Here is a 24,936-nt window from a genome sequence, read left to right as displayed (position 1 = left end):
AACTGCCGGGTGCGGGTCCGGGCGATCCTCATGGGGCGCATCGTCCCGACCGGGGACATGAGCCGACCGCGGCGGGCCTCCGAGTGACCTGGCATGGGGGAGCCGAGTCGGGCTGTTCGGGAGGGCCGGCCGCGGCCGGGGCTGGTGGGTTTCAGACCGCCTCGGCGGTCTCCGGCAACTCGACGGCGAGCCGGTCGGTGAGGTCGACGACCACGCCGAGGTCGCCGAAATCGCGTACGGCCGTGTCGACGGTCTTGCGGATGCGGGTGTTGACGCGTTCGGAGCGGACCTTCCTGGCGATGCCCATGGCTTCGGTGACCAGGCCCGTGCTCGCCTCGGGTTCGCGGTGCAGCAGGTGCACGGTGGCCATGCCGACGAGGTTCAGCGCGTAGGAACGCTGGTGCTCCTCGTCCTCGGCGAACAGCTCCACGGCCCGGCGCATCAGCGGCTCGGCCAGGGAGGCGTAGGCGGGGCTGCGGCCGGCGACGTAGGCGAGGTCGCGGAAGGAGTGGCTGTTCTCCCCGTACAGCTCGGCCTCGGAGAAGAAGCGGATCCAGTCGGGGTCCGGCTCGTCCCACTCGTCGGCCTCGGCGAAGGTGTCCTCGGCCATGCGCACGGCCCGCTTGCAGCGTCCGGGCTGCCCCATGTTGGCGTAGGCGCGGGCCTCCATCGCGTACAGCATCGACTGGGTGCGGGGGCTCGCGCAGTCCCGGCTGCCGTACTGCGCGAGGTGGATCAGCTCCAGCGCGTCGTCGGGCCGGCCGAGGTGGATCATCTGGCGGCTCATGCTGGAGAGGATGTACGAGCCGAGCGGCCGGTCCCCGGCCTCCTTCGCGGCGTGCAGGGCGAGCACGAAGTACTTCTGCGCGGTGGGCTGGAGACCCACGTCGTACGACATCCAGCCGGCCAGTTCGGCGAGCTCGGCGGCGACCTTGAACAGCGTCGACCGGGTGGCCTCCGGCTGGGGTTCCTGGAGCAGGTCGGTCACTTCGTGGAGCTGGCCGACGACCGCCTTGCGGCGCAGACCGCCGCCGCACTGGGCGTCCCAGCGGCGGAACATCACGGCGGTCGACTCCAGCAGGTCCAGCTCCGGCCTGGACAGGCGCCCCCGCGCGCTCGAGGCCGAGCCGGACTCGCGCCCGGAGGGGGCGGCCGGGGGCGCGGGGACGAGCCAGCGCTGCATGGGCTCGATGAGGGACGGGCCCGCGGAGAGGGCCAGCGAGCTCCCGAGGAAGCCGCGCCGCGCCAGCATCAGGTCGCTGCGCGAGAACTCGCTGAGCAGGGCCACGGTCTGCGGGCCCGTCCAGGGCAGGTCGACGCCGGTCGCGGAGGGCGTGGGGCGGGTGGAGCGCAGGCCCAGGTCCTCGACGGAGACGACGACACCGAAGCGTTCGGAGAAGAGCTCGGACAGGATGCGCGGGATCGGCTCGCGCGGATTCTCCCCGTCGAGCCAGCGGCGGACGCGCGAGGTGTCCGTGGAGATGTGGTTGGCGCCCAACTGGCGTGCCCTGCGGTTGACCTGGCGGGCCAGCTCGCCCTTGGACCAGCCGCTGCGGGCGAACCACGAGGTGAGCAGCTCGTTGGGGCGCTTGTCAGCGTGCGACGCGCTTCCCGCGCTCGTACCGCTTCCGCCGTTGCCGCTCACTGGAACGCCCCCATCCCTGAGACCACCTGTCGCCGAGTGCGCCAAGCCCTATCAGAATGCCGGTGGTCGAGGCCGTCCGTCCGCTGGTTGCCACCCTTCGAACGGAAAGTCGAGTTGCCTCCGGCATACCCATGAGTGCATGTGCCCCACGGCGTCATGCACACAAAGTAATCCTACGATCACGCGCCCGGCCACGGTGATTGCGGAATCGCCACCATTCGCCACCCCTTCGAATGAACTCCCGGTGGCCTGGGCGCGATTCACTTGACAGGGGCCAATCGGGAGTCGGTGCAACGGTGCACACCGGGGCGCGCGCGGTCGAGCACGCCCCCCGCAGTGCTTCCGGGCGCTGTCTGAACCGCGCCCCGATGGGGAGGTGGAAACAGAGAGTCACGTTTCACGTCCGCTGCGTAACCGCCGCTGCGTCGGACCCGTTGGAGGGGGCATGGGCTTCACGATCGGCATCGGCAGTACCCGGGGCATGCGCGACATCCGGTCCGGTGCGCGACGCCGCGGCCGGGCGTCGGAGTGCACGGTCGTCGCCGAGTTCACCGGGCTGTGGGGCTGGGACGTGGTGCCGGGGGCCAGGGCCGCCGCGGATGCCTGCTCCTGCGGCCGGGGCAACTGCCCGACACCGGGCGCGCACCCGCTGGACTTCGCGCCGGAGGTGCCCGCCGGTGCGACGCTGGACGAGGTGAGCGAGGCCTGGGCCCAGTATCCGGGCGCCTCGGTGATGCTGCCGGTCGGACGGACGTTCGACGTGATCGAAGTGGCCGAGCCCGCCGGGGTGCGGGCGCTGGCCCGGCTGGAGCGCATGGGCCTCCCGCTCGGGCCGGTCGCGGTGACCCCGCAGGGCCGCGCACTCTTCTTCGTGGCGCCGGGCGCCGCCGCCGAGCTGCCCCGCCTGCTCTACCGCATGGGCTGGGACGACCCGTCCGCCCTGGACCTGCGCGGCCTCGGCCGCGGCACGTACGTCACCGCCCCACCCTCCGACCGCGCCGGCCTTGGCCCGGTGCGCTGGCTCCGCCCCCCGGCCCTCGACTCGGCGACCAGGCCGCCGGCGGCACGGCTGCTGCTGGGGACCCTGGCGTACGTGGCCCACCGTTCACGGGCCTAGCGCTCCGGGGCCCCGGCCCGCGCCGCCCCTCCCGCACGGTCCCCCGCCCCCCTCGCACGGCCCACCCGCCCCGTGCGGACCGCACGGCCCCTCGGCGAGGTCGCCGGGCCGGTGAGCGCCCCTCGCCTCCCCGCACCCCGTGCCCGCACCCGCACTTGCACCCGCACCCGCAGGACATCCGCACGACAGAGCGCCCGCCCCCGGTGACGGGGGCGGGCGCTTCCTCGTGCGCGTGGTCCGGTGCGGGCACCGGGTACGCAGGGGTGGCGTCACTCGCCGATGAGGGCATCCACGAAGGCCGCCGGCTCGAACGGCGCCAGGTCGTCCGCGCCCTCGCCGAGTCCGATCAGCTTGACCGGCACACCCAGCTCGCGCTGCACGGCGACCACGATGCCGCCCTTGGCCGTGCCGTCCAGCTTGGTGAGCACGATGCCGGTGATGTCGACGACCTCGGCGAAGACCCGGGCCTGGATCAGCCCGTTCTGGCCGGTGGTGGCGTCGAGCACGAGCAGCACCTCGTCCAGCGGCGCGTGCTTCTCCACGACCCGCTTGACCTTGCCGAGCTCGTCCATGAGGCCGGTCTTGGTGTGCAGGCGGCCGGCGGTGTCGATGAGGACGACGTCGGAGCCGATCTCCTTGCCCTCCTTGACCGCGTCGAAGGCGACGGAGGCCGGGTCGCCGCCCTCGGGGCCGCGCACGGTGTGCGCGCCGACCCGCTCGCCCCAGGTCTGGAGCTGGTCGGCGGCGGCGGCACGGAAGGTGTCGGCGGCGCCGAGGACGACGCTGCGGCCGTCGGCGACCAGGACGCGGGCGAGCTTGCCGGTGGTGGTGGTCTTCCCGGTGCCGTTGACCCCGACGACCATCACGATGCCGGGCTTGCTGCCGGGCGGCTCGGTCTTGACCTCGCGGTCCATGTCCGGGCCGAGGAGGGCGATCAGCTCCTCGCGCAGCAGGCCGCGCAGCTCGTCGGGCGTGCGGGTGCCGAGCACCCTCACCCGCTCGCGCAGCCGTTCGACCAGTTCCTGGGTGGGCTGCACGCCGACGTCGGCGGTGAGCAGCGTGTCCTCGATCTCCTCCCAGGTGTCCTCGTCGAGGTGTTCCCGGGAGAGCAGGGTGAGCAGGCCCTTGCCGAGGGCGTTCTGCGAGCGGGAGAGGCGGGCACGGAGCCGGACCAGGCGGCCGGCGGTGGGCTCGGGAACCTCGATCTGCGGGATCTCGAGCTCTTCGACGACGGGCGGCTCCTCGACGGTGGCGGTGCCGCCGTCCGGGAGGTCGACCTCCTCTATCGTCCGGCGCGTTTCGTCGCGCGGCGTCTCGGCCTCTTCGCCGACATGCGGCTCGGCCGGAGGGGCGGTGATGTCGGGTGCGGCGGGCGGCGGCGGAGGCAGCTGCTTCTTACGGCGACTGCCCACGACCAGCCCGCCGAGCGCGCCGATCACGACCACGGCGATGACTACAGCAAGGATGACGATGTCCATAACCCGTCCAGTATCAGCCATGGACCCCCTCAGGCCGCTCCTTGTGTCTTCCTCCGAGGGACAAAGGCCCCTGGAGGTAAGGAGTCGGAGCAAAGTACGATGGAAGAGGCCACGTCAACGCGCGTAGAGTCCCGACCGCCCCCTCTTCTCCCACGATCGAGGCACGGACCCCCCACATGAGCAAGACCGCCGAGACCGAAGGCGCCCTGGAAACCCGCGGCATCGAGCAGGTGCCCGACGACGAGCGCACCGCCCGGACCCGCGAGCTTTTCCCGACCTGGGTCGGCGCCAACATCAGCGTGCTGCTGCTCACGATGGGCGCCAGCCTCGTCGTGGCCTACCGGCTCAACTTCTGGCAGGCCCTCGTGGTCGCGGGCGCCGCACCGGTCCTCTCGTACGGCCTGGTCGGGCTGATCGGCATCGCCGGCAAGCGCGGCGGGGCACCGGGTATGGCGCTGTCCCGGGCCGTGTTCGGCCAGCGGGGCAATCTGCTGCCCGGTTCGCTGATCTGGGTCGCCCGCTGGGGCTGGGAGACGATCAACGCGGTGACCGGCGCCTACGCCCTGCTCACCGTGCTGGACATCGTGTTCGGCATACGGGCCAACGCCGTACTGGACATGGTGACGCTGCTCGCCTTCGTCGTGGCGACGTTCGCGATCTCCGGGCTGGGCATCAACGCCGTGCAGAAGTGCAACAAGTACGCGGCGTACCTGTTCGGGGCCTTCTCGGTGCTGGTGCTCGGCTACCTGGTCGTCGACACCGACTGGTCGGCGGTCTTCGACCGGTCCGCCGGCTCGGTGGCCGCGATGATCACGGGCGTCGGCCTGATCGCGGCGGGCGGTGTGAGCTGGATCCCGTCGGCCCCGGACTTCACCCGGTACCTGCCGCGCACGGCCTCCTCGAAGGGGATCGTGGGCGTGACGATCGGCGGTGCCGGGATCGTCGTCCTGCCCATGGTCCTGATGGGCATGGTCATGGCCGTCTCCACTCCGGACCTGGCCTCGGCCTCCGACCCGGTCTCCTTCCTCGGCGAGATCCTGCCGACCTGGATCGCGGTGCCCTACCTGCTGATCGCGCTGATCGGCATGCTGCTGATCAACTCGATGTCGATGTACTCGGCCGGCTTCACCGCGCAGACCCTGGGCTTCAGGATCCCGCGGCACTGGGCGGTCTCGGTCAACGCCGTCATCTCGCTGATCTTCGGTGGCGTGCTGATGCTGGTGGCGACCAGCTTCATGGGTTCCTTCATCGCCTTCCTGTCGCTGCTGGCCGTCGCCTTCTCCGCCTGGGTCGGTGTCTTCGGCGCGGACATGCTGCGTCGCAAGGAGTACGACGGCGAGGCCCTGGCCGACACCGGGCGCACCAGCGCCTACTGGTACCGCGGCGGCTTCTCCCCCGCCGCCGTCGCCGCCTGGGCCGTCGGACTGCTCGCGGGCCTGATGTTCACGACGTCCGACTGGTTCACCGGCCCCCTCGCCTCGAACAACGTCATCGGCGAGTACGGCCTCGGCTGGGTCGCCACGGTGGTCATCTCCGGTCTGCTCTACGTGGTGCTCCCGAAGCCGGCGGTGCCCGCCCCGGCGGCGCCCGCGGAGCGTGCCGAGCGGCCCGCGACCGTGACCGTCTGACCCGACCGCCCGGCCCCGGACACGCCGACGCCCCCTCCACCACCCGGTGCAGGGGGCGTCGGCGTGTCCGGGGCCGGCGCGAGCGGCTCACCGGCGGGCGGGAGTGCGCGTGGTCAGCGGCGTCGCGCTCAGCCCGGCGCGCCGCTCGCCGTTCCCCCGGGCCGAACGTCGCGTACGCCCCGGCCGGTGGGCACGACCAGCGCGTCGAGGTCCCCCGCGTCACGTGCGCGCCGGGCGCCGTCCCTGCGCCCCGGGCGACGACGAACGCGCCACGGCTCCGTCCACACCGGGCGACGGGACGCACCGACGGCTCTCTCCACACCGGGCGAACGACGCGTCGACGGCTCCTTCCGCCTCGGGCGACGGGCACGTCGCCGGCTCCTCCGCGTCCCGGCGACGACCACACCATCGGCTCCCCCACGGCCCAGGCGACGACCCCGCCGTCGACTCCTCCGGTCCAGGCGACGACCCCGCCGTCGACTCCCCCACGGACCGGACACCGCCCTGCTGCGGCTCCCCCACGGACCAGTCACCGCCCCGCTGACGGCCGGCGGGCGCACCGGCAGGGGCCGGGGCGGGCCCGACGGCCTCCGCGGCTCGCGGCGGGTACGACACCACCGCCCCCGTCCGGAGGTGACCGGAGCGGGGGCGGCGGACAGTGCGAGGAGAGGGGCAGCGGGGACTTGGCCCTTCTCCCCGGGCGCGGGGGCGGTCAGCCCATCTCCTCCAGGGCCTTGCCCTTCGTCTCCTTCACGAACTTCAGCACGAAGGGGATGGAGAGCGCGGCGAAGATCGTGTAGATCACGTAGGTGCCGGAGAGGTTCCACTCGGCCAGCGACGGGAAGCTCGCGGTGATGGCCCAGTTGGCGATCCACTGCGCGGAGGCGGCCACACCCAGCGCGGCGGCGCGGATGCGGTTCGGGAACATCTCGCCGAGGAAGACCCAGACGACCACGCCCCAGGACAGGGCGAAGAAGAGCACGAAGAGGTGCGCGGCGATCAGTGCGACCCAGCCCTGGGTCGCCGGGAGCTTGCCGTCGACCAAGTCGAAGGAGAACGCCCAGGCCTCCAGCGCCAGGCCGATCACCATGCCGACCGAGCCGATGAGGGCCAGTGGCTTGCGGCCGACGCGGTCCACGAAGATCATCGCGATCACGGTGCCGACGATGTTGATGATCGACGTCGTGAACGAGTAGAAGAAGGAGTCCGTCGGGTCGACGCCGACCGACTGCCACAGCGTCGAGGAGTAGTAGAACGCGACGTTGATGCCGACGAACTGCTGGAAGACCGAGAGGCCGATGCCGATCCAGACGATCGGCTTGAAGAAGAAGCTGCCGCCGAGCAGGTCCTTGAAGGACGACTTCTCCTCGCGGTGCATCGCGTGCTCGATCTCGGCGATGCGGGCGTCGAAGTCGACGTCCTTGCCCTCGACCTCTTCGAGGATCTTCCGGGCGCGCTCGTGCTTGCCCACGGAGATCAGGAAGCGCGGCGACTCGGGGATGGCGAAGGACAGCAGGCCGTAGAGGACGGCCGGGACGACCATGACGCCGAGCATGACCTGCCAGGCCTCCAGGCCCATCAGCTCACCGCGCTGGTCGCCGCCGGCGGCGTTGAGCAGACCCCAGTTGACCAGCTGCGACACGGCGATGCCGACGACGATCGCGGCCTGCTGGAAGGAGCCGAGCCGGCCGCGGTAGGCGGGCGGGGAAACCTCGGCGATGTAGGCGGGGCCGATCACCGAGGCCATGCCGATGGCGAAACCGCCGATGACACGCCACATGGCGAGGTCCCACAGCGCGAAGGGCAGTGCGGAGCCGATGGCGCTGACGGTGAAGAGGATCGCCGCGATCTGCATACAGCGGATGCGGCCGATGCGGTCGGCGATGCGTCCGGCGGTCGCGGCGCCGATGGCACAGCCGATCAACGCGATCGCGATGACCTGGGCCAGCACCGCGGAGCCGACGTCGTAGCGGTCCCGGATGGCCTCGACGGCGCCGTTGATCACGGAACTGTCGTAGCCGAACAGGAAACCGCCCATGGCGGCCGCCGCCGCGATGAAGATGACGTGCCCGAGATGTTCGGGGTGAGCCGCTCTGGCTCCTGATTGGGGTGCCTGCGATGTGCTGGCCACGTGTACTCCTCGGGCTACCGGCAACGCTGCCGGGGTGGATCGCCTTCGAGATGCCACTGAAGGGACCTGAAGGTAAAAGCAACGTTGCAGAGACTATGCCTTCAAGTTTCGAAGTCAATAGGTCGAGACCTGTGAGTTTGGAGATGCCGAACCGATTTAAGCCTTCAAGAGTTGAAGCGATCCCGCTCAGGGCTACCGCAGCCGCTGACTGATGACCTTCGACACACCGTCGCCTTGCATGGACACGCCGTACAGCGCGTCGGCGACCTCCATCGTCCGCTTCTGGTGCGTGATCACGATCAGCTGCGAGGCCTCCTGCAGCTCCTGCATGATCCGGATCAGCCGCTGGAGGTTCGTGTCGTCGAGCGCCGCCTCCACCTCGTCCATGACGTAGAACGGGCTGGGCCGCGCCTTGAAGATCGACACCAGCATCGCCACGGCGGTCAGCGAGCGCTCACCGCCCGAGAGCAGCGAGAGCCGCTTGACCTTCTTGCCCGGAGGCCGGGCCTCGACGTCCACACCGGTGGTGAGCATGTTGTCCGGGTCGGTCAGGAGGAGCCGCCCCTCGCCGCCCGGGAACAGCCGGCTGAAGACGCCCTCGAACTCCCGGGCGGTGTCCCGGAAGGCCTCGGTGAAGACCTGCTCGACGCGCTCGTCGACCTCCTTGACGACCTGGAGCAGGTCGGCACGGGTCTTCTTCAGGTCCTCCAGCTGCTCGCTCAGGAACTGGTGCCGTTCCTCCAGCGCGGCGAACTCCTCCAGGGCCAGCGGATTGACCTTGCCGAGCTGCTGGTAGGCGCGCTCGGCGGCCTTCAGCCGCTTCTCCTGCTCGGAGCGTACGAAGGGCCGGGGGCGGTTGCGCGGGTGCTCCGGGTCGTCCGGCAGCTCCTCGCCCTCGGCGGGGGGCGAGGGCGGCACCTCTTGATGGGGGCCGTACTCGGCCGCGAGCCCCGCCGGTTCCACACCGAGTTCCTCCAGCGCCTTCGTCTCCAGCTGCTCGATGCGCAGCCGCTTCTCGGCGCCGAGTACCTCGCCCCGGTGGACTGAATCCGTCAACTTGTCGAGCTCCGCCTTGAGGTCGCGTCCGGCGGTGCGCGCGGCGGCCAGTTCCTGCTCGCGCCGGGCCTTGGCGGCCTCGGCGGCGGTGCGCTCCTCGTCGGCCCGGACCAGGGAGACCTCGACGTGCGCGAGGAGCTGCCGGGCGCCGGCGGCGACCGCCTCGGCGACGGCCGCCTCGTGCCGCAGCCGGGCCCGCCGCTGCTCGGCACGCGCGCGTGCCTCGCGCTCCGCGCGGGCGGCGCGGTCCAGGGAGTCGGCCCGCCCGGCGAGGCCCTTGACCCGCTCCTCGTGCGTACGGGCCTGGAGACGGGCCTCCATCTCGGTCTGGCGGGCGTTGGCACCGTCGGCGGGGAGCCGGTCGCGCACGGAGGTGTCGGGCTCCTCCTCGACCGGCATCTCCTCGGCGACGGCGAGCCGCTCGGCCAGTTCCTCGACGTCCGTCAGCGCCTTGTCCAGCGCCTCCTGCGCCCGGGCGGCGGCGGCGGCGGACCGTTCGGCCTCACCGGCGGCTCCGCGCGCCTGTCCCGCCAGCCGGCCGAGCTGCTGGGCGACGGCCGACTTCTCCCGGTCGGCGGCCCGGCGCCGCTCCCCGAGCTCCTCGACCAGCGCGGCGCACTCCCGGCGCCGTTCGACGGCCGCGTCCTGCGCCTCGGCCAGTTCCCCGCACCGCACGCCCAGCTCCTCCAGCTCGGCGGCGGCCTGGTCCACGGACGCCTGGACCTCCAGAAGGCTGGGCGCCCCGGCGGACCCGCCCTGTGCGAAGTGCGCGCCCAGCAGGTCGCCCTCGGCGGTGACGGCGGTCAGCTCGGGCCGGGCGTGGACGAGGTCCTCGGCGTCCTCCAGGGTGGCGACCACGACGACCCCGCGCAGCAGTCGCCGTACGGCGGGCATCAGGTCGGAGGGCCCGCGCACCAGATCCGCGGCGTACGGCGCCCTGCCGCTGCGAGGTTCCTCCGGTACGCCGTCGGGGGCGCCGGCGAGGAGCAGGGCGGCCCGCCCGGCGTCCTGCTTGCGCAACAGGCGGATGGCGTCCGCGGCGGCCCTCGGCGAGGTGACCGCGAGGGCGTCCGCAGCGGCGCCGAACGCGGTGGCCAGGGCGACCTCGTGGCCGGGCGTCACGGTGAGGAGTCCGGCGGCCGGACCGAGCAGACCGGTGAGCCGGTCCTTGGCGGCGAGCAGCGCCCCGGTGCCGTCCTTGCGGCGCAGTCCGAGCGCGAGCGCCTCGTGGCGGGCCCGCGTCGCCGCGCGCTGCCGTTCCGCCGCGGTGGCCGCTTCCCGGGCGGCGCCCAGGGCCGCTTCCGCCTCGGCCAGCTCCCGCTTGGCGGCGTCGTACCGCTCGGCGAGTTCCTGGTCGTCGGCGTCCAGTCCGTCGACCTCGGCCTGGAGTGTCTCGTACTCTTCCTGGGCGGCGGCGGCCCTCTCCCGGGACTCGTCCCGTGCCTGTGCCAGTCGCTCGATCTCGGCCTGGGCGGAGGCGGCACGCGAACGGGCCGCGCCCACCTGTCCGCTGAGCCGGGCCAGTCCTTCACGACGGTCGGCGATGGCCCGGGCGGCGTCCTTGAGGCGGCGCTCCTCCAGGGCCAGTTCGCGTTCGAGGTCGGCGCGGTGGGCGACCGTGTCCTCCAGAGCGCGCTCCGCGGCCTCCAGGGCCGCCTCGAGTTCGGCCTCCTGTTCGCGGACCCGGGCGGCCTCGCGTTCCAGTTCCTCCGGGTCCCGGCCGCGCCGCTCCTCGGGAGGTGCGGAGGTGGCGCTCTTCACGCGCGCGTCGGCGAGCGAGATCGTGCCGCGGACCCGCTCGGCGAGCTGGGAGAGCTCGTACCAGGTCTGCTGGGCCCGCTGCAGGCGCGGGGTGAGCCGACGCACCTCGTCCTCCAGGTCCGCCTCGCGGCGCAGCGCCCTGCCCAGCTCCTGCTCGGCGGCTTCCTTGCGTTCCTTCAGGGCGGCCTCGTCGGCGATCTCGGCCTGGAGCGCCTCGCGCAGCCGTACGAGGTCGTCGGCGAGGAGCCGGAGCCGCGCGTCCCTCAGGTCGGCCTGGATGACGGCGGCGCGCCTGGCCACCGCCGCCTGCCGGCCGAGCGGCTTGAGCTGGCGCCGGAGCTCGTCGGTGAGGTCCTGCACGCGGGCGAGGTTGGCCCGCATCGCGTCCAGCTTGCGGAGCGCCTTCTCCTTGCGCTTGCGGTGCTTGAGGACGCCGGCGGCCTCCTCGATGAACGCCCGGCGGCCCATGGGGTCGGCGTGCAGGACGGAGTCGAGCTGGCCCTGTCCGACGATGACGTGCATCTCGCGGCCGATGCCGGAGTCGGAGAGCAGCTCCTGGATGTCGAGGAGGCGGCAGGTGTCGCCGTTGATCTGGTACTCGCTGCCGCCGTTGCGGAACATGATCCGCGTGATGGTGACCTCGGCGTACTCGATGGGCAGCGCCCCGTCGGAGTTGTCGATGGTCAGCGACACCTCGGCCCGGCCGAGCGGCGGGCGGCCCGTGGTGCCGGCGAAGATGACGTCCTCCATCTTGCCGCCGCGCAGCGACTTGGCGCCCTGTTCGCCCATGACCCAGCTGAGCGCGTCCACGACGTTGGACTTGCCCGAGCCGTTCGGACCGACGACGCAGGTGATGCCGGGTTCGAACCGGAGCGTGGTCGCCGAGGCGAACGACTTGAATCCGCGGAGGGTCAGGGCCTTCAGGTGCACGCCGCCGGACTCTACCTTTCGCGGGTGTCTCACTCCATGAACCGGTGAACCGCCGCGGTTTCACGAGTGAACGTGCAGGGCACATCAGACGTTGAAGAGGGTGAAAGGATGCGCGGGGGTGGAAAGGGCGGGCCGGACGGCGGGACGGGGGCAAGAAAGAAGGGACGCCGAAGCGTCCCTTGCAGACTCTGACACCTGAGCGGTTGTACGGGGCGGGCCCGACCACTGCTGTGCCGCGGTGGAGCGATGCAGTGATCAGGTGAGCGCAGGCTCCGCCTGGTGTGCGTCAACGCTCTCCATGCTCTCCATGATCCTGTCGTGAGAAGCGGCAGCCGCCAGCGCGTCGTTCTCCGCCTGGATCCGTCCGAGCTCGGATTCCAGGTCCTGTACGCGCTGCTGGAGCCGTCGCATCTCGGCGAGGAGTCGCGGGTCGGAGCCGCCGACGTAACCGAGAAGCGCCTTTGCCATGATGGATGGTCCTCCACAATGAGTGACCGACCGAAGCGGTGTGGGTCGTGAGGGAATCGCACCCGCGGTGCTTGGCACTTTGGAGTTTTTCCTGCCGTTCAACCATGCCAAACAGCTAAGGTGCGCGGGGCTTTCAGCGTCTCACCAAAAAGTTTGACGGTCAACACGATCACGCCCCGTATTGACGGGCGCCCGGGGGCACGCGGCCTGACAACGGCGACGCGGCGACTCCTGCGGGCCCCTGGGGGCGTGGCGATCATCCTGCGTCCGGAGCCTGCCACGAGACGCCGTTCTTGGCAACCACCTGGCCTTTCCGTCCCGGAGACCCCCGCGGAGACGGTCCCGCCGGGCGCCTGGAGGTCTCCGTGCGGCCCGGCGTCAGCGGATGGCGAAGCCCTCGTAGCCGCCACGCGGTGTGTCCCAGATCTCGGTGACGCCGTCCACGCGTCCGGGCGTGTCGTCACCGCGCAGCCAGTCGAGCAGGCCCTCGCACCGCTCGCGCGGGCCCTCCGCGACGACCTGGACGCGCCCGTCGGCCAGATTGAGAGCAAAACCACTCATCCCGCCGAGCTCCAGCGCCCTGGCCCGCGTGAACCAGCGGAAACCCACGCCCTGGACCTGTCCGCGCACCCACGCGACCAGCCGTACATCCTCGCTCATGGGGGCAGGCTAGCCAGTCAATGTCTCGCCGGACACTTCACCCCCTTGCGCCATGCGGTACCGTCCCCACCCAATGAATCGCACCTGAAACTCACTCGAACGTGTGAGTTGCGTGTTGATCGTGCGGACGCGTCGGCCGCGAGGAGCCGACCGCGACAAGAGGTCCGCGCGAGACACGTCCAGCGCGAGGACGAGGAAGGCCAGAACATGGGACGCCACCGACGCTCCGCCGCCGGCCGCGCCGCCACGGGCCGCGCCGCGGAGGGCCACCGCACGGACGGCACCGCGGGGAGCGGCGGCACTCCGCCGGCCCCGGGCGACCGCCCCACGATGGGGATCGCGCCCTACCTGAACCCGGAGGCGTACGCCGAGGTCCGGGCGAGGAGTGACGCCTACCTGTTCGCGTCCGAGGGCCCGGACGGCGACGGAGGCGACGGCCACCCGCAGGCCGGCCGTACCGTCCCCTTCCCGAGCGACGGCTTCGCCCCCGACGAGGGGCCGCAGCGCGCGGGAAACCACCGCCGCCGCAAGAGGAAGGGCGTCACCCCGGTCCGTACGGGCCTGCTCGGCGTCTCCGCCGCGGTCGCCCTCGGCACGGTGGCGGTGGCCACGGGCGCGGTGCCCGGCCTCGACAACTACCGGATCGGCGGCGGGACGAGCAGCGACGGGGGCGGCCGGGTACAGGCCCAGGACGCGCCGACGAACACCCCCTCCGAGCAGGGCGGCACCTCCGGCAGCGCCGAGACCGGCCGGGGCGGGGACGCCGCGAGCCGGGGCGCCGGCCGGTCCTCGGCGCCCTCCGAGTCGTCCCCTTCCGGTTCCGCGTCCTCCTCCTCGCCCTCGGGGTCCTCGTCGTCGTCCGCGCCGTCCTCGCCCTCCGCGTCGGCGTCCAAGCCCGCCGCTCCGGCCGAGACGCCGTCGAAGTCGGAGAGGCAGCGCTCCACTCCGGGCACCGAGGCGAAGCCCACCCCGTCGCGCCCGGCGGACGTGAAGCCGGCGCAGCCCAGTACGCCGACCACCGCGTCGGACGAAGCCGTCGCCCAGGCCCAGGTGCTCAAGCTCGTCAACGACGAGCGGGCCAAGGTGGGCTGCAGCCCGGTGGCCGCGAACAGCGCGCTGCGCGAACTGGCCGAGAACTTCAGCGAGGCCATGGCCGTACAGGGCTTCTTCGACCACACCGACCCCAGCGGCGCGACCCCCTGGGACCGGGCCGAGGCGGCCGGGATAAGCGACCTCGGCGGCGAGAACATAGCCCGCGGACAGGCCGACGCCCAGTCCGTGATGGACGCCTGGATGGACAGCCCGGGCCACAAGGCCAACATCCTCAACTGCGACTTCCGGACCCTGGGGGTCGGCGTCCACTTCGGCTCCGGCGGCCCCTGGTGGACGCAGAACTTCGGCTACTGAGACACCCACGGACCCGCACCGCCCGGTCCCCCGGCGCGTCCCGTCCCCCGGTGCCTCCCGGCATGCCTGCCGTCAGGCGTGGGCCTCCCTGTGCATGCCCGTGCACAGGGCCCAGACGACGAACAGGTTGACGGCGACCAGCGTCAGGGCCCAGAGCGGGTAGTACGGGACCCACAGGAAGTTGGCGATCGCGCCGAGCCCCGCCACGAACACGCCGAGGAAGCGGGCCCACAGCGCGCCGCCGAGCACGGCACATCCGGCGACGACGATGGCGATGCCCAGGATCAGGTGCACCCAGCCCCAGCCCGCCAGGCTGAACTCGAACACGTAGTGGCGCGTCACGACGAACAGGTCGTCCTCCGCGATGGCGGCGATCCCTTCGAAGATCGCCATCGCGCCACCGAAGATCATCAGCGCTGCCGCGAGGACGGTCGTACCCGACACGGGTGCGTGCCCCGGCCGCGGTCCGGCTCCGGCCGTTCTGGGTGGGGCGGCGTCACGTGACATGGCGGACTCCTCGGGTGGCGGGGCCGGCCGGCTGAACGCTCGGAGCGGGACGGCCTCTTCCAGCGTGGCACGACCGCGCTCCACCGGCATTCCGAGCCGCGACGTCGGGCGCCGCGCCGCTCGGCCGGGGCCGGCCGGTGGGGCGCCCGACCCGCTCCCCGGCCGACGACGGGGTGTCGAGGTGCCCTGTCTGCCGCTCAGCGCAACCTGCGGCGCAGCGCTGTGCTCACGTACGCTTGACGTATGTCGACCACGCAGGAGCGCACGGAGGAGCAGGACCTGCCGTTCGACGTGTTCTCCAGGGCCTGCCCCTCGCGCGGCACCCTGGAGCACGTCACGGGGCGCTGGGGCGCGCTGACGCTCGGCGCGCTGTACGAGGGCACGCTGCGCTTCAACGAGCTGCGGCGCCGCGTCGACGGCGTCAGCGAGAAGATGCTGGCCCAGACGCTGCACGCCCTGGAGCGCGACGGTCTGGTGCACCGGGAGGCCCAGCCGACCAACCCGCCCCGCGTGGACTACGAGCTCACGGCCCTGGGACGTGCGGTGGCCGAACGGCTGATCGCGCTCATCCAGTGCCTGGAGGGGCGGATGGACGAGGTGCTGGCGTCTCGGGAGCGGTACGACGCCCGGCGGACTCCTACAGGATGATCCTCGGCGGGCGCTGGCACTTGGGGCAGAAGTAGCTGGAGCGGTTCATCCACGGCCGGCGGCGCATCGGCGTCGCGCAGCGACGGCAGGGCAGCCCTTCCCGGCCGTACGCGTCGAGCGACCGGTCGAAGTAGCCGGACTCGCCGTTCACGTTGACGTAGAGGCTGTCGAAGCTGGTGCCGCCGACGGCGAGGGCCGCGTTCATCACGTCCCGGACGTGGCCGAGGAGTTCGGTGGTGCGCGGGCGGGTGAAGGTCGCCGTGGGGCGTTCGTAGTGCAGGCGGGAGCGCCACAGGGCCTCGTCCGCGTAGATGTTGCCGACGCCGCTGATCAGTGACTGGTCGAGCAGGGCCCGTTTGATCGTGGTCCGCTTGCGGCGCAGCGCCAGGTGGAAGGCCTCGTCGTCGAAGAGCGGGTCGAGGGGGTCGCGGGCGATGTGCGCGATGACGTCGGGCAGCCCGTCGGGGGTGGTGTCGTGCAGGGAGAGGCCGCCGAAGGTGCGCTGGTCGACGAAGCGGAGTTCGGTGCCGAGGGTGTCGGTGAAGCGGACGCGGACGCGCAGGTGCTTCTCGGCGGGTGCCTCGTGCGGCTGGACCAGGAGCTGGCCGCTCATGCCGAGGTGGGCGAGGACCGCCTGCCCGGTGTCCTCCAGGGGCAGCCACAGGTACTTGCCGCGGCGGCTCGGCGTGCCGATGCGGTGGCCCTCCAGGCGGTGGGCGAAGTCGTCGGGGCCGGCGAGGTGCCGGCGTACCGCGCGCGGGTGCAGTACCTCGGCGTCGGCGACGGTGCGGTGGGCGATCCAGCGCTCCAGGCCGCGCCGTACGACCTCGACCTCGGGCAACTCGGGCATGGCATCCCCTCGGACGGTCCGGTGGACGAACCGAACGCCCGCCCCGGGTGAGGGGCGGGCGTTCGGGACGTGCGGTGTATCAGGTGGAACTGACGGTCAGGCGGAGGCCGACGGGGCGTCGGCGCTCGGCAGGTCCGCCGCTTCGGCGGGCGGCTGGGCTGCCGCCGCCTCGGCGCGCTCGTCCGCCGCGGCCCGGATGGCCCGCCACGCGGATTCCGCGGCCTGCTGTTCCGCCTCCTTCTTGCTGCGGCCGGTGCCGGTGCCGTACGAGACGCCTCCGACGCGGGCGGCAGCAGTGAAGGTCTTCTCGTGGTCCGGGCCGGTCTCCGTGACCAGGTACTCGGGGACGCCGAGCCCTTCGGTCGCGGTGAGTTCCTGGAGGCTGGTCTTCCAGTCCAGGCCGGCACCGAGGTTCGAGGACTTCTCGATGAGCGGGTCGAACAGGCGGTGCACCAGTTCGGAGGCCGCGTCGAGGCCCTGATCGAGATAGACCGCGCCGATCACCGCTTCGAGGGTGTCGGCGAGGATGGATGCCTTGTCCCGGCCCCCCGTGCCCTCTTCGCCCCGGCCGAGCCGGATGAAGGAGCCCAGGTCGAGCCCGCGGCCCACCTCCGCCAGCGCACGTGAGTTGACCACCGCGGCCCGCAACTTGGCCAGCTGGCCTTCGGGCAGGTCGGGGTGGGTGCGGTACAGCGTGTCCGTGACGACGAGGCCGAGGACGGAGTCACCGAGGAACTCCAGCCGCTCGTTCGTCGGCAGACCGCCGTTCTCGTACGCGTAGGAACGGTGGGTCAGCGCACGCACCAGAAGGGCGGACTCGAGCTGATAGCCGAGCCGCCCTTCCAGAAGCGTGTGGGACGAGGCCTGGGTGTCCGCCTTCTTCTTGGCGGCTGGGTCCGCCTTGGCGTCTTCCGCCTTCTTGGGGACTGACACAGTGCCTCTCACCAGCCGCTCAGACCTCGAGGACCTGGCGCTTGTTGTAAGTGCCGCAAGACGGGCACGCGATGTGCTGCTGCTTGGGCTCGTGGCAGCGCTCGCACGCAACCAGGGTGGGGACCGCAGCCTTCCACTGCGACCGGCGGTGGCGCGTGTTGCTGCGCGACATCTTCCGCTTCGGAACAGCCACGGCTACTTCTCCTGCTTCTCGGCGGCGTCCGCGGATTCTGGCCCGTCGCCGCTCATCTCGTCCTTCTCGCCGTCTTCGAGTGAACCGGCGAGTCCCTGCAATGCCGCCCAACGGATGTCGACGGCGTCATGGTGGTGGTCCGGGTCGTCCGACAGGCGCACTCCGCACTCGGAGCACAGACCCTGGCAGTCTTCCTGGCACACCGGCTGCATCGGCAGTGCGAGCACCACCGCGTCACGCAGCACGGGTTCGAGGCCGATCAGTCCGTCCTCGATGAAGAGCCTGTCCTCGTCGTCCTCGGCGTCGTCGCCCGGTTCCGCCGCAGGGCGGCCCCGGTCGTCGGCGTCAGGGTACGAGAACAACTCCTGGAAGTCCGCTTCGAGCTGCTGCTCGAGCGGCTCCAGACACCTTACGCACTCCCCCTCGGCCTTGGCACGGGCGGTGCCTGTGACGAGCACCCCCTCCATGACCGACTCGAGCCGGAGATCGAGTTCCACCGGAGCGCCTTCCGGCACTCCGATGACTCCCTGGAGGCCGAAGTCCCGGGGAGCGTCGACCGTGCGGGTCAGGCGCTGCAGCGCACCGGGCCGCCGTCCCAGCTCGTGTGTGTCGAACACGAGGGGGTCGCGGTGGTCGAGGCGCGCGTTCAGAACCATTCCTGCTTTCGGTCTTCCTGGCTTGGGGTTTCCGCCCTGAGGTGTTCCCGGGCAGCGTCGATCGCGGACGTACGCGCGACCGAAGAGCCAGGATACTGGACCATTCGCTGACGGCCCAATCCGGACCCTCACGGGCGACGGCCCTAGAGGCCGCGTCCTTGCTCGTAGGCCCGCAGCTGCTCGGCGCTGATCATGCTGGTGTCGAAGAGGCTGGTCTCGTCGAGGGCCTGCGGCTGAGCCTGGGGAGGCTGCGGGGGCTGCTGCGGCTGCTGGGGCTGGGCGTAGCCCTGCTGTCCGTCGTACGACTGCTGGTGGGCGTCGTAGCCCTGGTAGGCGTAGGCGTCGGTCTGCTGCTGGTAGCCATACGGGTCCTGCTGACCGCCGTAGGTCTGCTGGTAGTCCGCGTACGGGTCGGGCTGCTGCTGCTGCGCGTAGCCGTACGCGGGCTGCTGCGACGGCATCTCCGGCACGGCCTGGGCCGGCGGCTGGGCCGCCGCCGGCTGCTGCTCGCCGTACTCGCGCTGCCGGGGCTGCTCGGCCGGGGCGTCCGAGAGGGCCGCGAGGCCGGCGAGGTAGTCGGCGTCGCTGGAGTGCTGGACGGTGGTGGCGTCGTCGGCGAGGGCGCCGAGGTCGTCGCTGGCGATCCGGCCGTGCAGCTTCTGTCGGCCGCGGCCGACGGCGTCCAGGGTCTTGGCCAGGACCGCCTCGAAGGCGCCGAGCTTGGTGTCCACGTAGGCGTCGGCGTCGCGGCGCAGGGTCTCGGGGTCGTGGCTGCGCTCGGGGGCGTCCTCGTCCGCGTAGCCGTTCTCGTCGAGGCCGGGCCCGGTGCCGAGCAGCTTCTCGCGGCCCCGGCCGACGGAGCCGAGGGTCTTGGTGAGGACGACCTCGAAGTTGGCGAGCTTGGAGTCGACGTAGTCGTCGGCCTCGGCGCGGACCTCCTCGGCCTCCTGGCGGGCCTCGGCGAGGATCCGGTCGGCCTCGGCCTGCGAGCGGCGGGCGACCTCGGTGTCGGAGATCAGCGAACCGCGTTCGGCGTGCGCGCTCTCGATGATCCGGTCGGCCTCCTGGCGGGCCTGGGCGACCATCTGCTCCCGGTCGCCGATCAGCTCCTGGGCCTGGGCGAGGGAGCCGGGCAGCTCGGCGCGCAGGTCCTCCAGCAGGGCGAGCAGTTCGGCGCGGTTGACCACGCACGAGGCCGACATGGGCATGGCGCGGGCGCCGGAGACCATCGCGGTGATCTCGTCGAGCTTCTTCTGCACGTCCACCGTGTGCTCGCCACTCTCTACAGCTGTGTTGGAGACGGACGGGACGACTGTACGACCCTGGGGTGTCCGGGGGACACCGGGTGACGGGTTGTCAGTCTCCGGGGGGCGCGAGAGGTGCGCCCGGGACGTGCGCGGGGTGCTCTCAGTCCTTCCTGAGGCGCTCGGCGAGGACGTCGAGGACCAGCGGCGGGACCAGGTGGGAGACGTCGCCGCCCCAGGTGGCGACCTCCTTGACCAAGGAGGACGACAGGAAGCTGTAGGTGGGGTTGGTGGGGATGAACAGCGTCTCCACACCCGAGAGGCCGTTGTTCATCTGGGCCATCTGCAGCTCGTAGTCGAAGTCGCTGACCGCGCGCAGGCCCTTGACGATGGCCGGGATCTCGCGCTGCTTGCAGAAGTCGACGAGGAGGCCGTGGAAGGACTCCACGCGCACGTTCCCGTACTCGGCGGTGACCTGGCGGATGAGGTCGATCCGCTCCTCGATCTCGAACAGGCCCTTCTTGGCCTGGTTGATCATCACCGCGACGTAGACCTCGTCGTAGAGGCTGGAGGCACGGGCGATGATGTCGAGATGTCCGTTGGTGATCGGGTCGAACGACCCGGGACAGACGGCGCGGCGCACTTGAGTTCCCTCGCTCTCCGGTCCGGTCATCGTGCGTCTTCGCACGTAGAGGCGGCGCGACCGTACCAAAACGTTCCCTCGCCGTAGCGACGGGCCCGGATCGCTTCGAAGCCGTCCGGCCACCGGAAATCGCCGCCCCTGGTGCTGCGCTCCACGGTGACGAGCGCATCCCCGGTGAGCCACCCCTCCGTACGGAGTGTGAGGAGGATCTCCCGAAGATCGTCGTCGGAGACGGCGTACGGCGGGTCCAGGAAGACGATGTCGTAGGGCTCGGCGGGGGCCGGGGTGCGGATGATCTGCTCCGCTCGGCCCGCCCGTACCTCGGCGCCGGGCAGGCCGATCGCCTTCACGTTCTCCCGGACGGTGCGGGCGGCGCGGGCGTCGGCCTCGACGAGCAGGACGTGCCCCGCGCCCCGGGACAGCGCCTCCAGGCCGACGGCGCCGGAACCGGCGTACAGGTCGATGACCCGCTCGCCGTCCAGCGGGCCGCCGAGCAGGGACTGCCAGGTGGAGAAGAGGCCCTCGCGCGCGCGGTCGGAGGTGGGCCGGGTGCCGGTCCCCGGCGGGACGGCCAGGCGACGTCCGCCGGCCGTGCCGGCGATCACGCGGGTCATCTTGGGTCCTTGGTCGTGGGGTGTGTTCCGTTCAGTCTGGCAGGCGCGGGGGCGGGTGGCTCGTGCTGTCCGACGAGCACGGGCCCGTCCCGGCCGGTCGTGCGGTGCCCGCGTCCCCGGGGGCGGGAGCCATCAGCCCTTCTCCAGGTACTGCTCCCTCTCCTCGTCCAGCAGGGCGTCCAGGGCCGTCCGGAGGGCGGGCAGGCCGGTCAGCTCCGGGTCGGCGGCCACCACCGCTGCCGCTTCCTCCCTCGCCGCGGCGATGATCTCCTCGTCCTCGATGACGGCGAGGACCCGCAGCGAGGTGCGGGCGCCGGACTGGGCCTGGCCGAGGACGTCGCCCTCGCGGCGCTGTTCGAGGTCGATGCGGGAGAGCTCGAAGCCGTCGAGGGTGCCGGCCACGGCGGCCAGGCGCTGTCGGGCCGCGCTCGCCTCGGGCATCTCGGTGACCAGCAGACACAGTCCGGGGGCCGAGCCCCGGCCGACCCGGCCGCGCAACTGGTGGAGCTGGGAGACGCCGAAGCGGTCGGCGTCCATGATCACCATCGCGGTGGCGTTGGGGACGTTGACGCCGACCTCGATCACGGTCGTGGCGACCAGGACGTCGGTCTCCCCGGCGGTGAAGCGGCGCATGACCGCGTCCTTGTCGTCGGGCTGCATGCGGCCGTGCAGGACCTCGACGCCGAGACCCTGGAGCGGTCCCTTCGCCAGGTGCTCGGCGACGTCGAGGACGGCCAGCGGGGGCCGCTTCTCCGCGTCGCCCTCGGCAGGCTGCTCGGACCCCTTCTTCGGGGCGTCGCCCTCGTCGCCGATGCGCGGGCAGACGACGTACGCCTGGTGCCCGTTGGACACCTCCTCACGGACCCGCTCCCAGGCGCGGGCCAGGAAGTGCGGTTTGTCGGCGGCCGGGACGACGTGGCTGGCGATCGGCGAGCGTCCGGCCGGGAGCTGGTCCAGGACGGAGGTCTCCAGGTCGCCGAAGACCGTCATCGCGACGGTGCGCGGGATCGGCGTGGCGGTCATGACGAGCAGGTGCGGCGGCTGCTTGCCCTTGCCGCGCAGGGCGTCGCGCTGCTCGACGCCGAAGCGGTGCTGCTCGTCGACGACGACCAGCCCCAGGTCGTGGAACTGCACCTTGTCCTCGATCAGCGCGTGGGTGCCGATGACGATGCCGGCCTCGCCGGTGGCCAGGTCGAGCAGGGCGTGGCGGCGGGCGGCGGCACCCATCGAGCCGGTGAGCAGCACCACCTTGGTGGCGTGTTCCGCGCCGCCGAGCATGCCTCCCTCGGCCAGCTCGCCCATCATCTCGACGATCGACCGGTGGTGCTGCTGGGCGAGCACCTCGGTGGGCGCCAGCATCACCGCCTGCCCGCCCGCGTCGACGACGGCGAGCATGGCGCGCAGGGCCACCATCGTCTTCCCGGAGCCGACCTCTCCCTGGAGCAGCCGGTGCATCGGGTGGTCGGTGGCCAGGTCGTCGAAGATCTCCCGGGAGACCTTCTGCTGGCCGTCGGTCAGGGTGAAGGGGAGGCGGTCGTCGAAGGCCGTGAGCAGGCCGTCCGGGCCGGGTCTGCGGGGGACGGCGGGGAGTTGGGTCTCGGCGTGGCGGCGGCGGGCGAGGGCGACCTGGAGGACGAAGGCCTCGTCCCATTTCAGGCGGGCGCGGGCGTCCTCGACGTCGGCCTTGGTGTGCGGGCGGTGGATCTTCAGGAGGGCCTCGGGGAGGGAGACCAGGGCGCGGCCCTCGCGCAGCGAGTCGGGGAGGGGGTCGAGAGCCTCCTGCGCGCTGGGCAGCACCGTCTGGATCGCCTTGCCGATCTTCCAGGACTCCAGCTTGGCGGTGGCCGGGTAGAGGGGGATGAGCGCACCCGCCCATGACTCGACGCTCTCGGCCGGGTCGTCGTCCTCACCACCGCGCAGCAACTCGTACGCCGGATGGGCCAGTTGGAGCCGGCGGTTGAAGACGGAGACCTTGCCCGCGAACATCGCCCGGGTGCCCGGCAGGAGCTCCTTGTGCGGCTTGTGCACGCCGTTGCCGAAGAAGACCAGCTGGAGGCGGCCGTGGCCGTCCGTGATGGTCACCTCCAGGCGCTGCCCCTTGCCCCGCGGGGCCTTCGACGAGGCGAAGGTGTGCAGGCGGGCGTCGGCGACCTGGGCCACCACCGTGACGTGCTCGTCCATGGGCAGGTCGGCGAGGTGGGTGAGCTGGCCGCGCTCCTCGTATCTGCGGGGGTAGTGGTGCAGGAGGTCACCGACGGTGTGCAGGCCGAGATGCTCGGCCATCACCTTGGCGGTGGCGGGGCCGAGCACCTTCTTCAGGGGTTCTCGCAGTGCGGGCACGAGATCCATTGCACACCACGCCACTGACAACGGCCTCGCACCTCCCCGCGAACGCCGGGGACGGCCGTGCTACTCCACGCCGATGAGCAGCGGCGCGCCCTGCCGGCCGCCCCGGTAGACCACCGTGTCGACGGCGAGGTACGCCTCGCGGACGCGGGCCTCCAGGTGGGCGGCGACGGTCTCGGGGGCCTCGTCGCCGAGGACGAGGGTGACCAGCTCGCCGCCGGCCGCGAGCATGCGGTCCAGGACGGTCGCGGCGACCGCCGTCACGTCGGCCCCGATCACGGCCACGTCACCGTCGACGAGGCCGAGCACGTCACCGGCCTGGCAGATGCCCGCCGTGGTCCAGGACTGCCGTTCGGCGACGGCGACCTCGGCGTAGCGCGTGGCGCCGGCCGCCGAGGTCATCGCCACCACGTCCTCGTCGAAGCGCCGCCCGGGCTCGTGCACGGCGAGCGCGGCGATGCCCTGGACGGCGGAGCGGGTCGGGATCAGGGCCACCCGGACGCCTTCGGTGCGGGCCTGTTCGGCGGCCGCGGCGGCGGTGTGACGCAGTTCGACGTCGTTGGGCAGCAGCACGACCTCGCGGGCGTGCGCCCGCCGCACGGCCTGGACCAGCTCCCCGCTCGCGGGCGGCTCCCCCGGACGCGCGAGCACGGTGGTCGCGCCGGCCTCGGCGTACAGCCCGGCGAGCCCCTCCCCCGGCACGACGGCCACCACCGCGCGCTGGGCGCGCTCGCGGGGCGGGCGCCCGCTCCCGGCGGTGTGCACGTCCCCGTGCCCGAAGTGGGTGATCCTGATGCGGTACGGCCGCCCGGCCTCGACGCCCGCCTCCACGGCGGCGCCCGCGTCGTCGACGTGCACGTGGACGTTCCACAGGCCGTCGCCGCCGACGACCACGAGTGAGTCCCCGAGGGCGTCCAGCCGCTGCCGCAGCCGTGCCACGGCCGCGTCCTGCGCTTCCAGGAGGTAGATCACCTCGAAGGCGGGCCCGTCCCCGTCGTCCTCCTCCGCGGCGCACTCGTCCGCGAGGTCTTCTCCGGTGTGCCCGCCCGCGGGGTCCTGGACGCCGTGCCTCGCGCGCGCGAGCGGTGCGCCGGTCGCCGCGGGCCCGGGCGCCCGGCCCGTGAAGGTCTCCACCAGGGCCGCGAGGAGTGTCACGAGGCCGCGTCCGCCGGCGTCGACGACTCCGGCGCGCCGGAGGACGGGCAGCCGGCCCGGAGTCTCGGCGAGGGCCCGGCCGGCGCCCTCGTAGGCGGCGCGGGCCACCTCCGCGCAGTCGCCCTCCGCTCCTTCGGCGGCGTCGGCGGCGGCCGAGGCGACGGTCAGGACGGTGCCCTCGACCGGGTGGGCCACGGCCTGCCGGGCGGATTCGGCCGCGTGCCGCAGGGCCAGCCGCAGGCCCTGGCCGTCGGTGTGGGCGGCTTCACCCCGGGCGGTGAGCACCTGGGCCATGCCGCGCAGCAGCTGCGCGAGGATCGTCCCGGAGTTGCCCCGGGCGCCGATGAGCGCGCCGTGCGCCATGGCGCCCACGGCCTCGGGCAACGAGGGGCCGCCGCCCGTCTCCGGCTCCCCGGCGTCCACCGCGTGCGCGGCGAAGACCGCCTCCACCGCGGCGACGGCCGACTCCACGGTCAGGTACAGGTTGGTGCCGGTGTCCCCGTCCGCGACCGGGTAGACGTTGATCGCGTCGATCTCCTCGCGCGCCCGCCCCAGCGCCTGAAGCGAGAGACCGCACCAGGTGCGTACCGCCAGAGCGTCGAAGAACCTCTGCGGCACCTGCGCCACCTGCGCCTCCCTGAGCTGCTGGACGTGGCAGGCAGCGTAGACCTTCGCGGGGGTCCGGCCGGAAGAGGGCCGGGGGTGGCCCCCTGAGCTGCCGTGGTAGTTTCGTTGTACGGGAGCAGCCGTTGTATGCTGCTCCGGTTGCCCGATCCCGATCGGGCCATCCCCCTGGCACCGCCACTCAGATCCCGGATCGTTCGCGACTCCGAGTTCTCGTTCCCGGCATGCCGGGATCAACCGTA

The 24,936-nt window shown here is 72.3% G+C and carries 19 protein-coding genes and 1 pseudogene; 4 read left to right on the top strand and 16 right to left on the bottom strand.

The annotated features are described in order from the left end of the window. Positions 1–151 precede the first annotated feature (151 nt). Positions 152–1,645, bottom strand: coding sequence for a transcriptional repressor NsdA (gene nsdA, locus SAM23877_RS25350; RefSeq protein ID WP_053137666.1), 1,494 nt, complete (start codon positions 1,643–1,645; stop codon positions 152–154). A gap of 445 nt (positions 1,646–2,090) precedes the next feature. On the opposite strand from nsdA, the gene SAM23877_RS25345 reads away from it, so the two are divergent. Then, complete coding sequence (locus SAM23877_RS25345) at positions 2,091–2,762, top strand: bifunctional DNA primase/polymerase (RefSeq protein WP_053137663.1); 672 nt, start codon at positions 2,091–2,093, stop codon at positions 2,760–2,762. A gap of 269 nt (positions 2,763–3,031) precedes the next feature. Here the strand turns inward: SAM23877_RS25345 and ftsY are convergent, their stop codons facing one another. Then, the gene (ftsY, locus tag SAM23877_RS25340) at positions 3,032–4,240 is read right to left on the bottom strand and encodes a signal recognition particle-docking protein FtsY (RefSeq protein WP_053137660.1); all 1,209 of its coding nucleotides are present in this window, start codon (positions 4,238–4,240) and stop codon (positions 3,032–3,034) included. 176 nt (positions 4,241–4,416) lie between these two features. On the opposite strand from ftsY, the gene SAM23877_RS25335 reads away from it, so the two are divergent. Next, positions 4,417–5,868: a cytosine permease gene (locus tag SAM23877_RS25335; protein WP_053137657.1), complete on the top strand. Its 1,452-nt coding sequence runs from the start codon at positions 4,417–4,419 to the stop codon at positions 5,866–5,868. Positions 5,869–6,580: 712 nt separating this feature from the next. On the opposite strand, the gene SAM23877_RS25330 is transcribed toward SAM23877_RS25335, so the two are convergent. From SAM23877_RS25330 to SAM23877_RS25315, 4 genes are all read right to left on the bottom strand, one after another. Further along, a complete protein-coding gene (locus tag SAM23877_RS25330; RefSeq protein ID WP_053137654.1) occupies positions 6,581–7,999 on the bottom strand; it encodes a sugar porter family MFS transporter in 1,419 nt (472 codons plus the stop codon). 192 nt (positions 8,000–8,191) lie between these two features. Continuing rightward, positions 8,192–11,746, bottom strand: a complete 3,555-nt coding sequence (smc, locus tag SAM23877_RS25325; RefSeq protein WP_053137651.1) for a chromosome segregation protein SMC — start codon at positions 11,744–11,746, stop codon at positions 8,192–8,194. 255 nt (positions 11,747–12,001) lie between these two features. Then, positions 12,002–12,214 (bottom strand): hypothetical protein, encoded by a 213-nt coding sequence (locus SAM23877_RS25320; RefSeq protein WP_003973418.1) that lies wholly within the window; start codon positions 12,212–12,214, stop codon positions 12,002–12,004. Between the two features lie 378 nt (positions 12,215–12,592). Continuing rightward, on the bottom strand, positions 12,593–12,874 hold the full coding sequence (locus SAM23877_RS25315; protein WP_053137648.1) for an acylphosphatase: 282 nt from the start codon (positions 12,872–12,874) through the stop codon (positions 12,593–12,595). A 207-nt stretch (positions 12,875–13,081) separates the two neighbouring features. Here SAM23877_RS25315 and SAM23877_RS25310 point away from each other — a divergent pair, with 207 nt between their 5' ends. After that, entirely contained in the window at positions 13,082–14,281 is a 1,200-nt protein-coding gene (locus SAM23877_RS25310) for a CAP domain-containing protein (RefSeq protein WP_053137645.1), read from the top strand. A gap of 72 nt (positions 14,282–14,353) precedes the next feature. Here the strand turns inward: SAM23877_RS25310 and SAM23877_RS25305 are convergent, their stop codons facing one another. Beyond that, entirely contained in the window at positions 14,354–14,788 is a 435-nt protein-coding gene (locus SAM23877_RS25305) for a DUF7144 family membrane protein (RefSeq protein ID WP_053137641.1), read from the bottom strand. Between the two features lie 243 nt (positions 14,789–15,031). Between SAM23877_RS25305 and SAM23877_RS25300 the strand changes: the two genes are divergently transcribed. Next, a complete protein-coding gene (locus SAM23877_RS25300; protein WP_053137637.1) occupies positions 15,032–15,436 on the top strand; it encodes a winged helix-turn-helix transcriptional regulator in 405 nt (134 codons plus the stop codon). On the opposite strand, the gene mutM is transcribed toward SAM23877_RS25300, so the two are convergent. The 9 genes and pseudogenes from mutM to SAM23877_RS25255 form a co-directional block, all read right to left on the bottom strand. Further along, positions 15,426–16,286, bottom strand: a complete 861-nt coding sequence (gene mutM / locus SAM23877_RS25295) for a bifunctional DNA-formamidopyrimidine glycosylase/DNA-(apurinic or apyrimidinic site) lyase (protein ID WP_053137634.1) — start codon at positions 16,284–16,286, stop codon at positions 15,426–15,428. The two genes, SAM23877_RS25300 and mutM, sit on opposite strands and share 11 nt — an antisense overlap. Before the next feature lie 96 nt (positions 16,287–16,382). Further along, positions 16,383–17,231 carry a ribonuclease III gene (gene rnc, locus SAM23877_RS25290; RefSeq protein ID WP_174532256.1) on the bottom strand — a complete coding sequence of 283 codons (849 nt, stop codon included), beginning with the start codon at positions 17,229–17,231 and terminating at the stop codon, positions 16,383–16,385. 7 nt (positions 17,232–17,238) lie between these two features. Continuing rightward, positions 17,239–17,412, bottom strand: coding sequence for a 50S ribosomal protein L32 (gene rpmF / locus SAM23877_RS25285; RefSeq protein ID WP_003951102.1), 174 nt, complete (start codon positions 17,410–17,412; stop codon positions 17,239–17,241). 2 nt (positions 17,413–17,414) lie between these two features. Then, positions 17,415–18,068 (bottom strand): YceD family protein, encoded by a 654-nt coding sequence (locus SAM23877_RS25280; RefSeq protein ID WP_053137626.1) that lies wholly within the window; start codon positions 18,066–18,068, stop codon positions 17,415–17,417. Between the two features lie 143 nt (positions 18,069–18,211). Then, entirely contained in the window at positions 18,212–19,333 is a 1,122-nt protein-coding gene (locus SAM23877_RS25275) for a F0F1 ATP synthase subunit B family protein (RefSeq protein ID WP_053137624.1), read from the bottom strand. A gap of 142 nt (positions 19,334–19,475) precedes the next feature. Then, positions 19,476–19,955: a pantetheine-phosphate adenylyltransferase gene (coaD, locus tag SAM23877_RS25270; protein ID WP_053137621.1), complete on the bottom strand. Its 480-nt coding sequence runs from the start codon at positions 19,953–19,955 to the stop codon at positions 19,476–19,478. A gap of 26 nt (positions 19,956–19,981) precedes the next feature. After that, positions 19,982–20,578, bottom strand: a pseudogene (gene rsmD, locus SAM23877_RS25265) (16S rRNA (guanine(966)-N(2))-methyltransferase RsmD); the annotation flags it as partial. A gap of 123 nt (positions 20,579–20,701) precedes the next feature. Further along, positions 20,702–22,918 carry an ATP-dependent DNA helicase RecG gene (gene recG / locus SAM23877_RS25260; protein ID WP_053137615.1) on the bottom strand — a complete coding sequence of 739 codons (2,217 nt, stop codon included), beginning with the start codon at positions 22,916–22,918 and terminating at the stop codon, positions 20,702–20,704. A gap of 60 nt (positions 22,919–22,978) precedes the next feature. Continuing rightward, positions 22,979–24,697, bottom strand: coding sequence for a DAK2 domain-containing protein (locus tag SAM23877_RS25255; protein WP_053137612.1), 1,719 nt, complete (start codon positions 24,695–24,697; stop codon positions 22,979–22,981). Positions 24,698–24,936: the final 239 nt, after the last annotated feature.

The sequence above is a fragment of the Streptomyces ambofaciens ATCC 23877 genome, from assembly GCF_001267885.1.
GTDB lineage: Bacteria > Actinomycetota > Actinomycetes > Streptomycetales > Streptomycetaceae > Streptomyces > Streptomyces ambofaciens.
This window is presented reverse-complemented; position numbering and strand designations above follow the sequence as displayed.

Excerpts from the sequence above, each read along its gene's own strand:
- SAM23877_RS25315 (WP_053137648.1), bottom strand. The coding sequence starts at position 12,874 with ATGAGCGAGGATGTACGGCTGGTCGCGTGGGTGCGCGGACAGGTCCAG.
- SAM23877_RS25310 (WP_053137645.1), top strand. The coding sequence starts at position 13,082 with ATGGGACGCCACCGACGCTCCGCCGCCGGCCGCGCCGCCACGGGCCGC.
- mutM (WP_053137634.1), bottom strand. The coding sequence starts at position 16,286 with ATGCCCGAGTTGCCCGAGGTCGAGGTCGTACGGCGCGGCCTGGAGCGC.
- SAM23877_RS25335 (WP_053137657.1), top strand. The coding sequence starts at position 4,417 with ATGAGCAAGACCGCCGAGACCGAAGGCGCCCTGGAAACCCGCGGCATC.
- SAM23877_RS25280 (WP_053137626.1), bottom strand. The coding sequence starts at position 18,068 with ATGGTTCTGAACGCGCGCCTCGACCACCGCGACCCCCTCGTGTTCGAC.
- SAM23877_RS25345 (WP_053137663.1), top strand. The coding sequence starts at position 2,091 with ATGGGCTTCACGATCGGCATCGGCAGTACCCGGGGCATGCGCGACATC.
- SAM23877_RS25305 (WP_053137641.1), bottom strand. The coding sequence starts at position 14,788 with ATGTCACGTGACGCCGCCCCACCCAGAACGGCCGGAGCCGGACCGCGG.
- SAM23877_RS25320 (WP_003973418.1), bottom strand. The coding sequence starts at position 12,214 with ATGGCAAAGGCGCTTCTCGGTTACGTCGGCGGCTCCGACCCGCGACTC.
- SAM23877_RS25300 (WP_053137637.1), top strand. The coding sequence starts at position 15,032 with ATGTCGACCACGCAGGAGCGCACGGAGGAGCAGGACCTGCCGTTCGAC.
- ftsY (WP_053137660.1), bottom strand. The coding sequence starts at position 4,240 with ATGGACATCGTCATCCTTGCTGTAGTCATCGCCGTGGTCGTGATCGGC.
- recG (WP_053137615.1), bottom strand. The coding sequence starts at position 22,918 with ATGGATCTCGTGCCCGCACTGCGAGAACCCCTGAAGAAGGTGCTCGGC.